The organism is Corallococcus llansteffanensis, from assembly GCF_003612055.1.
In the GTDB taxonomy this organism is placed as follows: domain Bacteria; phylum Myxococcota; class Myxococcia; order Myxococcales; family Myxococcaceae; genus Corallococcus; species Corallococcus llansteffanensis.
This window is the reverse complement of record NZ_RAWB01000050.1, coordinates 1-10,426: the sequence shown is the minus strand read 5'-3', so window position 1 is coordinate 10,426 and position 10,426 is coordinate 1. Positions and strand designations below refer to the sequence as shown.

At 68.6% G+C, this 10,426-nt stretch carries 6 protein-coding genes; 2 read left to right on the top strand and 4 right to left on the bottom strand.

Annotation, left to right across the window (positions count from 1 at the left end; translation table 11 throughout):
* Positions 1-51 precede the first annotated feature (51 nt).
* On the top strand, positions 52-1,590 hold the full coding sequence (locus D7V93_RS07280) for a GspE/PulE family protein (protein WP_120642683.1): 1,539 nt from the start codon (positions 52-54) through the stop codon (positions 1,588-1,590).
* 13 nt (positions 1,591-1,603) lie between these two features.
* Here the strand turns inward: D7V93_RS07280 and D7V93_RS07275 are convergent, their stop codons facing one another.
* Positions 1,604-3,193 carry a sensor histidine kinase gene (locus tag D7V93_RS07275; RefSeq protein WP_120642682.1) on the bottom strand — a complete coding sequence of 530 codons (1,590 nt, stop codon included), beginning with the start codon at positions 3,191-3,193 and terminating at the stop codon, positions 1,604-1,606.
* Positions 3,194-3,547: 354 nt separating this feature from the next.
* Here D7V93_RS07275 and D7V93_RS07270 point away from each other — a divergent pair, with 354 nt between their 5' ends.
* The gene (locus D7V93_RS07270) at positions 3,548-4,105 is read left to right on the top strand and encodes a hypothetical protein (protein WP_147451071.1); all 558 of its coding nucleotides are present in this window, start codon (positions 3,548-3,550) and stop codon (positions 4,103-4,105) included.
* Positions 4,106-4,179: 74 nt separating this feature from the next.
* Here the strand turns inward: D7V93_RS07270 and D7V93_RS07265 are convergent, their stop codons facing one another.
* The 3 genes from D7V93_RS07265 to D7V93_RS07255 form a co-directional block, all read right to left on the bottom strand.
* On the bottom strand, positions 4,180-6,576 hold the full coding sequence (locus D7V93_RS07265; RefSeq protein WP_120642680.1) for an ABC transporter permease: 2,397 nt from the start codon (positions 6,574-6,576) through the stop codon (positions 4,180-4,182).
* Positions 6,577-6,737: 161 nt separating this feature from the next.
* Entirely contained in the window at positions 6,738-9,254 is a 2,517-nt protein-coding gene (locus tag D7V93_RS07260) for a glycosyltransferase family 2 protein (RefSeq protein ID WP_120642679.1), read from the bottom strand.
* Positions 9,255-9,268: 14 nt separating this feature from the next.
* The coding region (locus tag D7V93_RS07255; protein ID WP_208722945.1) for an aldo/keto reductase at positions 9,269-10,426 on the bottom strand (1,158 nt) is incomplete at its 5' end.

Below are 10,426 nucleotides of genomic sequence, written 5' to 3'. Positions count from 1 at the left end.
GGATACCAGCCCGCCGGGCGCGAGGGGGCCCGTGATAAAATCCGCCGGCCCATGGCTCCCCCGGATGTGCCTGCCTTCTCCGAGCTGTCCCAGTTCACCCTCGACCGCGAATCCCTGCGGTTGCTCCCCGAGTCCTTCTGCCGCCGACTGAGCGTGGCGGTGATGGGGCGGGTGGACCCGGCGAACGACCATGCGCCGGTGACGGTGGCGATGCTGCATCCGGACGACCTGTCCGTGCGCTACCGCATCGCGGACTTCCTGCGGCGGCCCGTGCAGCCGGTGCGGCTGAACCGCTACGAAATCGACTCCGCGCTGGAGGTGGGGTTTGGCGCGGGAGCCCACTCCACGGTGGACGTGGTGCTGCGCGCGGGCACGCCGCTGTCCGAGACGCCCACGCCCGTGGAGCTGGTGAACCACGTGCTCACCCAGGCCGTGGAGCAGAACGCGTCCGACATCCACCTGGAGAGCTACCCGGATGACGTGGACCTGCGCTACCGCGTCGATGGCATCCTCCACCAGACGTACACGGACATCTCCCCGGACACGCTCCCGGAGGTGGTGAGCCGCATCAAGGTGATGGCCGGGCTGGACATCTCCGAGCGGCGGCGGCCCCAGGACGGCCGGCTGCGGGCGCTCTTCCAGGGGCCGGCGGGGGACAAGGCGGTGGACTTCCGCGTGAGCGTGGTGCCGTCGCCCGCGGGCGAGGACGTGGTCATCCGCCTGCTGGATGCCACGGTGGGGCTGGTGCCGGTGGAGAAGCTGGGCATGACGCCGGAGGTGCGGGCGACCGTGCTGCGGCTCCTGGGCAACCCGGAGGGGCTGGTGCTGGTGACGGGGCCCACGGGCAGCGGGAAGACGACGACGCTGTACGCGGCGCTCGCGCGGCTCAATGACGGGCGCAAGAAGATCATCACCGCCGAGGACCCCATCGAGTACGTGGTCCCCAAGGTGAACCAGAAGCAGGTGTCGCCGCAGCTGCCGCACCTGACGCTCTTGCGCGCGCTCCTGCGGCAGGACCCCAACGTGATGCTGGTGGGGGAGATCCGCGACCAGGAGACGGGCAGCACCGCGCTGATGGCCGCGTCCACAGGGCACGTGGTGCTGGGCACGCTGCACACCGCGGACGCGGTGGGCGCGGTGAGCCGCCTGCGGGGCTTGAAGCTGGAGGACGGGGACATCGCGGAGGCGCTGCTCGCGGTGCTGGCCCAGCGCCTGGTGCGCAGGATCTGTCCGGAGTGTTCCGCGCCCGCGACGCCGACGCCGGAGCAGGTGGCGCTGCTGGGGCCACTGCTGGAGGGTGTCCAGGCCCGGGCGGGGCAGGGCTGCGAGGCGTGTCGGCACACCGGCTTCAAGGGCCGCGTGGGGCTGTTCGAGCTGCTGGTGGTGGACCCCGACCTGCAACTGCTCATCGCCACCGGGGCGCCCGTCGTCCAGCTGCGAAGGCATGCCCGGGCCCGGGGCTTCCGCACGCTGGTGGAGGACGCGCTGGCGAAGGTGGCGGACGGCGTCACCACGCTGCACGAATTGACGCGCGTGGTGCCGTACCGCTACCTCGTCACCGCGCGCGAGGAGCGCAAGCCCGCGGGTTGAAGTGGAAGCGGCGTCAGCGCTCGTTCAGCTCCACCAGGTGGAGGGGGAGCATGACCGTGAAGGTGGCGCCCTCGCCGGGCAGGCTGCGCACCTGGACGATGCCGCCGTGCGCTTCGACGATCTGCTGGGTGATGAAGAGGCCCAGCCCCAGCCCACCGTAGTTTCGCTCGGAGACGGCGCGCACGAAGCGCTCGAAGACGCGGGGCTGCTCCTCCTGCGCGATGCCGATGCCCTCGTCCTTCACGACGAGGATGGCCAGCCCCGAGTCCATGCGCACGCGGATGTGGATGGGCTTGCCGGCGCCATACTTGAGCGCGTTGGTGAGCAGGTTGGTGAGGACCTGCTCCAGCCGGGGCCGGTCCCAGTGGCCGGTGACGGGATCGGGCGCCTCCAGCGTCACCGTGCAGCCCACCTGGGCGGCCTGTGGCGCGTAGCGGAGCACCACCTCCCGCGCGAGCGCGGCGAAGTCCGTGGGCCCCCGGTTCAACCGCAGCTGGCCCATGCTGATGCGCGAGACATCCAGCAGGTCCTCGATGAGGTCCGCGAGCTTGCGGACCTGGCGGCGCGCCACGTCCAGGTCCCGGACCAGGCGCTCCACGGGCAGGGTGGCCGCGGGGTTGTTCTCCACGATGCGCAGGATGGCCGTCAGCTTGAGCTGCAGCGGGGTGAGCGGCGTCTTCAGCTCATGGGACGCGACGGACAGGAACTCGTCCCGGGCCCGCACGGCGTCCCGCAGCATCTCCAGCTCGCGTCGCTCCTGGGTCTGCTTGCGCTGGGTGAAGTCACGCGTCACCTTGGCGAAGCCCCGCAGCGTCCCCGTCGTGTCGTGCAGCGCGGTGATGATGACGCTGGCCCAGAAGCGGGTGCCGTCCTTGCGGATGCGCCAGGCCTCCTCCTCGAAGCGTCCCTCCCGCGCCGCGATCTCCAGGGCCCGCTGGGGCTTGCCGTTGGCCACGTCCTCGGGGGGATAGAAGCGGCCGAAGTACTGCCCGATGACCTCCTCGGCCCGGTAGTTCTTGATGCGCTCGGCGCCCGCGTTCCAGGTGCTGACCTTGCCGTCCACGTCCAGCATGTAGATGGCGTAGTCCTGGATGTGCTCGACGAGCAGTCGGAAGCGCTCGTCGCTCTGCTGCAGCTGCTCCTGGGCGAGCTTGCGTTCGGTGAAGTCGCGCGTCACCTTGGCGTAGCCCTGCAGCACCCCTTCCGCGTCCCGGAGCGCGGTCATGACGACGTTGGCCCAGAAGAGGCTGCCGTCCTTGCGGACGCGCCACCCCTCCTCCTCGAAGCGCCCCTCCCGGGCGACGAGCTCCAGCTCCGCCTGGGGCTTGCCCGCGGCCACGTCCTCGGGGCGATAGAAGCGGCTGAAGTGCTGCCCGAGGATCTCCTCGGACTTGTAGCCCTTGATGCGCTCGGCGCCCGCGTTCCAGCTGATGATGCGCCCTTCCAGGTCCAGCGTCAGGATGGCGTAGTCCTTGACGCTGTCGATGAACAGGCGCAGCTGCGAATCCACGTCGACGCCGCTCTTGGCGGAGTGGGGCGCGTAGGTGATGCCGCCATTGCTCGGGGACCCGGGATCCGCGCGGTCGTCCAGGGGACTTCGCATGGACCCCAGAGTAGTGCACCCGGGGGCCCGGTCGGCCACCACCTCGTGGCGGGGTCATCCGCAAGACAACCCTGCCTGGGAACCAGGCTCCCAGGCATGGAGGTTGCCTGCCCTGCCATCCGCCATCGCCAGGTGGAGGAGCACCCGGGTCCGGGGGCCTGCTGTGGTGCGCGGGGCCACGGCGGCCACGGGAGCGTGGTCCCGGGAGCTACACCGGGGGCCATACCTGTGCCGGCCCCCGAGTGGAGCGTCTGGCGGCACGGGACGTGCTCAGGCCCCGGAGCACATGACGCCCGAACGCCCGAGTGCCGGCGGCGCGAGCGGGGATGCTCCTCCACCGGCCGAGTCCCTTCCATGAACGTGTCCCGCCAGCTCGCAGGTCTTCTCTTCGCGTTGCCCCTCCTCGTCGGCGCCGAGGCCGCCGCGGGGAGCTGCACCACCCTGGTCAATTCCCAGTTCAGCTGGATCCAGCAGAACAGTGGCAACTACATCTACGTCACGGGCGTCTCGCTGAAGCAGCCCGTGGGCACGGTGGGGGCGGTGGCCTCGTACTTCACGGGGTCGCTGACGGGCTACGTGGCCGCGAGCTTCTATTACAACCCCACCACGGGCGTGATCACGCAGGTCCCCGCCCGCCTCACCAGCACCGTGAACAGCGGCCGGCAGGTCTTCAACGACCGGAGCTATTACTCCACGTACGCCAGTCCGGCGCGCTGGCAGAACTTCTCCGCCTTCGCGCCTGACAACATCCAGCTGGAGCTGGACGCCACCGGCAAGTTGACGCTCATCCTCAACAGCTGGAGCAACACCCGGGTCGCCATCACGTCGCCCACCTGCGAGGGCAACGTGCTGAGCGGCTTCGCCGGAACCACGGCGCACTCCTTCACCTTCGAGCAGTTCTACCTGGGCTGAGCCCGGGGATCTGTCTCGCGTCGCTAGCGGTGGGCCTGGCCCTCCGGAGTACCAGGGGGCTGTTCCGCTCACCCTCATCCCTCGTGTCGCAGGCTTTCAAGCGGTGAGGCCCGGGTCGCGCGGCGCGCGGGCAGCCAGCAGGCGGACAGCGCGATGGTGGCAAGCAGCAGGGGGACCCCCGCGAAGGTCACGGGATCCGCTGCCGAGACCCCGTACAGCAGCCCCGTCAGGGTCCGCGCGACGAGGGCGGCTCCCAGCAGGCCCACGAGGATTCCGCCCGCCACGAGCCGCATTCCGTGACCCAGCACCAAACCTCGCAGATGCCCGCTGGAAGCCCCGAGCGCCGCCCGGATGCCCAGCTCCCGCCGCTGCCGGGCGACCGCGAGCGCGAGGACCGCGTAGAGGCCCACCGCCGCCAGTCCCAACCCCAGGCTCGCGAGCGCGGCCAGCAGCGAGCCCAGCCTCCGCCGGTCTCCGAAGGTAGCGTCCACCACCTCGTCCAGCGAGCGTACCGCAGCCAGTGGCAGGTCCGGGTCCAGGGCGCGCAATTGCTCGCGAACCGCGGAGAAAGTGCCTCCGGACGCATTCTTCATGCGCACGGTCAGTGCCATCTCCTCCAGGGGTGACTGCTCGAGCGGCAGGAAGAGTTCCGGGCTCACCTGCTCATCCACCTCGTTGTGATGCATGGCCCCCACCACGCCAACGACTTCACGCCAGGTACCATCCCCCAGGCCCAGCTTCACGCGCTGTCCCACGGCGGTCCGTCCCGGAAAGAAGCGCTGCGCGAATGGTTCGTTGATGAGCACGACCGGCGGAGCGCTCGGGCCATCGCCATCCACGAAGGGACGGCCTTCTCTCAGCGGGACCCGCAGCGCCTTGAAATAGCCTGCACTTGCGACCCGCACGTAGATGGGCGCGCGGGTTCGAGCCGTGTCCTCGGACTCTCCGGGCAGGCTCAGCCTCATTCCGTTGTTGCGCCCCGTCATGGGCAGGGTGCTGACGAGCCCTGTCGCCTCGACCTCCGGGAGGACCCGGAGCCTGTCGAGCAGCGCCGAGGCGAATTGCCGCCGCCCTGCCTCATCCGGATAGCGTGCCGCCGGAAGTGACAACTCCGCGGTGATGACATCCCGGGGTTCGAAGCCAAGCGAGGCGGTCTGAAGCGAATGCAGGGTTCTGAGAATGAGCCCGCTGCCCACCAGCGCCACTGCCGCCAGGGCCACCTGAGCGACCACGAGCAGTGAGCCAAAAGCTCCGCGCATCGTGGCGCTGTGACCCGCGAGCCCCCCCAGCGCGCCGCGCGCTTCCGCGCGTGAGACCCGGAGCGCTGGCACGAGGCCGAACAGCACGCCCGTCAGGAGCGATGTCACGAAGGCAATGACCAGCAGGGTGCCGTCGAATCCGGGCTCGCCCTGGAACTGGACCCCCTCGGGCACCAAGCTTCGCAGGATTCCCATACTCCATGACGCCACCAGCAGCCCGGCGGCTCCCCCCATGAAGGCCAGCACCAGCGACTCGATGAGGAATTGCTGGATCAGCTGCCAGCGGTGCGCGCCCAGGGCCACCCGGACGCTGACTTCACGCTGACGCGCTGTCGCCCGTGTGAGCATCAGATTGGCCACGTTGGCGCATGCGATGAGCAGCACCAGGATCACCACCCCGCCCAGCAACCACAACTGTCCACGCACGTTCTTCACCAACCCCTCGTGCCAGGGAACGACGCGCGCGATGCGATCTCCTGCCCTGCCAGTCGCCTCCTGATCCATGACTCCGAGTCGGATGGTCAGCTCACGGGCTGCGTTCTCGGCGGTGACGCCAGGCGCCAGCCGCGCCACGATCCTCAGGAAGTGGGCGGTCCGGGTGTAGCTCTCCGGATCCGGCGTGAGCGGCATCCACACCTCGGTTCCAGGGACGAATGAGAAGCCCTGGGGAAGCACGCCCACCACCGTGAAGGGCTCTCCATCCAGGATGAGCGTGCGGCCCAGGATGTCCCGCGCTCCACCAAAACGGCGTTGCCAGAGCCCATGGTCGAGCACGGCCAGTCGGTGTCCCGAGGTTTCCTCGGCCGGCTCCCAGCCACGCCCCAGGAGCGGCTGGACTCCCAGCAGGGAGAAGAGACCGGACGTCGCCAGCGTTGCCTTCAGCCGTTGCGGCCCTCCGGCGCCGGTGATCGTGAGGTCCTGCTCATGAAAGGCCTCCACTCCCGCGAGGCCGCGAGCATTGGCGCGCCAATCCATCAGGTCCGGATAGGTGGCGGGCAGTTGCGAGGATTGGGACAGGGACTCCGAGACTCGCATCAACCGGTCGGACTGGGGGTAGGGCAGCGGGCGCAGCAACACATGGTGGACGGTGGTGGCGACCGCGGTCGTAGCGCCAATGGCCATGGCCAGCGTGACCACGACGGCCACGGAGAACAGACGGTTGCGACCGAGCATGCGCAACGTGAAGCGGAGGTCCTGCAGGAGCGAAGGCATCGTGGAAGCCCCGGGAAATGAAGACGCGAACTGCAATCACTGCGCCGGCCTGCCGAAGGTGTCCGCTGTCCTGTGCCGCTAGCGAAAAGACTGTCCGCTTGTGGGACACCGCGTCCCAGCATCGCACATGGGTTCTGAACTGGCAGGACTGCCCCCCACGCTCACGCGTCGTGGAGGATCAGGCGTCCAGGCCCACATTCCAGACAGAGGTGGCCCGACCTGGAGCCCTGCCTGCCCACCACCCTCCGAGACAGGACCGCGCTGTGACGGACATGCCCGGAGGCATCCGTCCGTCCCAGGCGCAACGTTCCATCTGGCAGTCGCAGCACGTACGACGCCAGGGCCAGCGGTGTCTGGTCTGGAAGGCACACCTGGAAGGTCATCGCCCGGGGCCGCGCTGCGTCCTGCACACCCACCCCGTTCAGCATCAGGACTCCGGGAAGGTCGGCTAGTGCTGGCACCGCGATGGGGGGATGCGACGGGGAAGCACCCCGTGCTGATGCCAGCATCAGGTGGGTGGTGGGCGCGTGGACGATGCGCAGGGCCCCGTTGGATTCCAGGTGGCGCAGATCCTCCAGAAGCGGTTGGAATCCACTGTCTATTGTCGCCGGAGCGTCGACCGTGGGCGCCAGGATGAGTCCGTCTGGCGCCAGGAGGGAGGTCGAGCACGTCAGCCGTTGCAGGAAGTGGCGCGCACAGCAGTGAGGGCCCAGGAGGTGGGGATCCAGGATGAGGTCGAAGCGTTCACCCGAGCCCACCATTCCCGGCAGGTCCTCGGGTCGGCTCACACGGTAATCGTCGGATTGGAACGGCTGGGAGGTGAGCAGTTCCTCCTGGGTGATGGCGATACCCCGGAGGAGGACACCGGTTCCCGTCAGGGCCGCTGCCAGCTCCGACGTGCCGACCCCGATCTGCAAGACCTGCTTCCGCTCCCGGGTCAGCTCCTGGAGGAGCGGGATGAGCGCCGCCTTGATCCGGGACCTGTCCCGCGGAGGAAAGCGCGCAGCCGGGGAGCCACCCAGCGGTGATGGCCAATGACATGAGGGCTGGGGTCTTGCGTTCGCGCCCTCCAGCCGGAGGGGCGCACGCGAGACATCCTCGGAGAGGCTTCGCACCCGGACGCCAAGGTCGGTCGCGATTCGGGCCAGCACTGACGTCAGGCTGAGCGCGTTCCGGTGATCCGACGCTGGAATACGGAAGTGGATCCAGCTTCCCGCGGGGGCGTCCGCCAGGAGGCGCTTCGCGCGCTCCAATGCCTCGCCTTCCCCCTGCGTTGGGTCCATGTGGATGACGCTCCCGGGAAGCGGGGCCGCATCCGGGGTGAGCGATGCTCCCGTCCCTGGCGGGAGGTTGGCCTGGGCGGCGATGTCATGCCCTTGCTGTCGGAGGTATGACCAGACCTCCTCCTCGCAGCCACACGCCTGTTCCAGAGCGGAGCGCGAGGGGACCAGGACCGCTCGCCACGAATGGGCCTGGAGGTCGAGCGCGAGGGCCGTCTCGATGCCAGGCGCGATCAGGCTCAGCGTGGCGAAGCGGGGGCAGGGGGATGACTGGCGCTCTTCGGGGGGGGCTTCGTCTCCAGGAGGATTCCCCTCGGGGACCACTTCGATCGCCTCGGTCATCTGGACCAGATCTGCCAGCCGCTCCGAGGCTGTCTGGGCCGAGGCCTCCTTCCAGAGCGCCAGCTTGAGCCGGTATGACCCCGGGGACAGGTCTCCAGGCAGGGGAAGGACCCACTCATGGCGGGAACCGGGTGCCGCCGTTTCGATGGTGGTCATGACCTGGAGCCCTGGCACGACGGTGTCGTCCGCCGCGACCAGGGTGCAGCCAAGCGCCATGGCCCTGCGCGATGCCGCGGCGAGCTCGCAGCGGACGCGGAGGGACTTTCCGGGAGTGACGATTACCGGCAGGACCTCGATGCTGGTGAGGTGCGGCAGGAAGTCGAAGTGGGCATCGCGCGCCACCCCGAAATGCCGGGTCCGGAGGAGGAAGTACTGCCGCTTCTTGAAGGCCTGATAGGGAAGGGGCGTCTGCTCCAGATGGTCGACCGTGCGGGACCGGATGTCGTGGAGGTAGAAGGCCCGCAGGCCCCGTTCCTGGATCCGGAAATAGAACTCCAGGTCGTCGGGCATCAGCAGGAGTCCGTCGCTGTAGCGCTCCCGGAACCCCCCGATGGAGTCGAAGAGCGCGCGACGGAAGGTCATTCCGGCGCCCCCCGCGGGACAGCCAATCCAGTCGCGTGCGGCCTGCCCCGACTCCAGGTGGACGATGGGCAGTTGCTGGATTCCTTCATGGTTGGTGATTTCAGTCGAAGCGATCCCGATGCCAGGGTTCTCCTCCAGCGCCGCGATGAGTGCTCCAAGCCAGTTCGGAGTGAGCAACTCGACGTCGTTGTCCAGCTTGGTGCAGAAGACGGAGCGGGGATCCGCCGCGCGAAAGCCGGCGTTGTAACCGGGTGAGGTCCCCCGGTTTTCAGGCAGTAGGACCAGCCGGTCCATCAGGCCCTGGGCCTGGAGCTCCCTCAGGACTTCGAGGGTCTGAACCCCTGAGCCATTGTCTACGACGATGACCTCGTGCTCCACGCCACTGGGAATGGCGCTGAGCGCCTGCAGGGTGGTTCGTGTCGACGCTGGCCGGTTCCAGGACAGGATGACGATGGATGCGACCGGAGCCCTCATGACCGTTTGACGGCTCAGCCCGCGCTTCGGCGGAAGAGTTGGTGAACCGTCTCGGTTTCAGGTGCTAGGCGCGCCAGGGCCAGATTCTCCTCGACGTGCTGCGGGCGGCTCATTCCGACCAGCACGCTTCCTACCCCTGGCATGGAGCGCACGAGCTGCACGTTGCGCTGCACGTCGGTCGGCAGGTGGGCGAAGGCCTTCATCACCGTCGCGGGAAGCCGGCCCAGCAGACGCCCCTGGAGCAGCGGCGCGGAGGTCACGACGTGCAGTCCATGTGCTGCCGCGGCCTGGAGCAGGGTGACCCAGCGCCCCTGATGCGATTGATTCGCGAGCATGAAGGCCTCGATGGCCTTGAGGTTGAGCGGCAATTGGAGGAAGCGGAGGTGATGGTCCGGACCGCCTACCTCCGATGCCCAGGAGAGCACCTCTTCCAGTGACAAGGCCTGGGGGTGTTCGGCGGTTTCGCGGAAGGCAAGCCAGGTCGCGAGGCCGTAACTCCCGATATGACCTGCGGTGCAGGCCTCCTCGAGCGTGGTCATCGCGGCGCGCATCCGCCTCCGGAATGTGTCCCGGTCCACGCTGCGCAGTTGTTCTTCGGGGTTGTGGAGGTAGTAGACATCCAGGGTCCCAAGTCCCAGGTTGCCGCGACTCACTTCGATTTGATTGCGCAGGAACGCAGGCGCGATGCAATGCGAGCTGCCCACGATGTCCTCCGCCCTGGCCAGGCCTGTCGCGATGTAGTGCTCATGCACGTACCGGCCCGTGTCCTGCGGAGGCTCCGAGTCGAAAGGCAGGTAGCCTGCCTTGGTCGCGACGACGACCTCCTCGCGACGAACGGCTCCCTGTGTGATGGCCGTCCGCAATGCGGCGCCAACGCAGCGCTCCCCACGTTGGTGACGGTAGTTGATGGCGGTATCAATGAAGTTGCAGCCCAGTTCGAGCGCCCGGCCAATGGCCCCGACATAGGACGCGTCCGTCTCCGCGGTGGCCGGCCCCAGGTAGGTACCAATCCCGATCGAGGAGACCTGGAGGTCCCGGGCGTCCCGGAAATGGTGGGGGTGCGTGACGCCCTGGAGTCGCCGGGCATACCCCGCTGTCGCCTCCGGGGAGGCACGACCCTGGAAGGAGGGTTCAGGAGGCGGAAGGGCCATGGCCGGGCGCTCGAACTGGGC

Bases quoted from the DNA above. Each gene is read 5' to 3' on its own strand.
- D7V93_RS07280 (WP_120642683.1), top strand. From the start codon at position 52: ATGGCTCCCCCGGATGTGCCTGCCTTCTCCGAGCTGTCCCAGTTCACC.
- D7V93_RS07275 (WP_120642682.1), bottom strand. From the start codon at position 3,193: ATGCGAAGTCCCCTGGACGACCGCGCGGATCCCGGGTCCCCGAGCAAT.
- D7V93_RS07270 (WP_147451071.1), top strand. From the start codon at position 3,548: ATGAACGTGTCCCGCCAGCTCGCAGGTCTTCTCTTCGCGTTGCCCCTC.
- D7V93_RS07265 (WP_120642680.1), bottom strand. From the start codon at position 6,576: ATGCCTTCGCTCCTGCAGGACCTCCGCTTCACGTTGCGCATGCTCGGT.
- D7V93_RS07260 (WP_120642679.1), bottom strand. From the start codon at position 9,254: ATGAGGGCTCCGGTCGCATCCATCGTCATCCTGTCCTGGAACCGGCCA.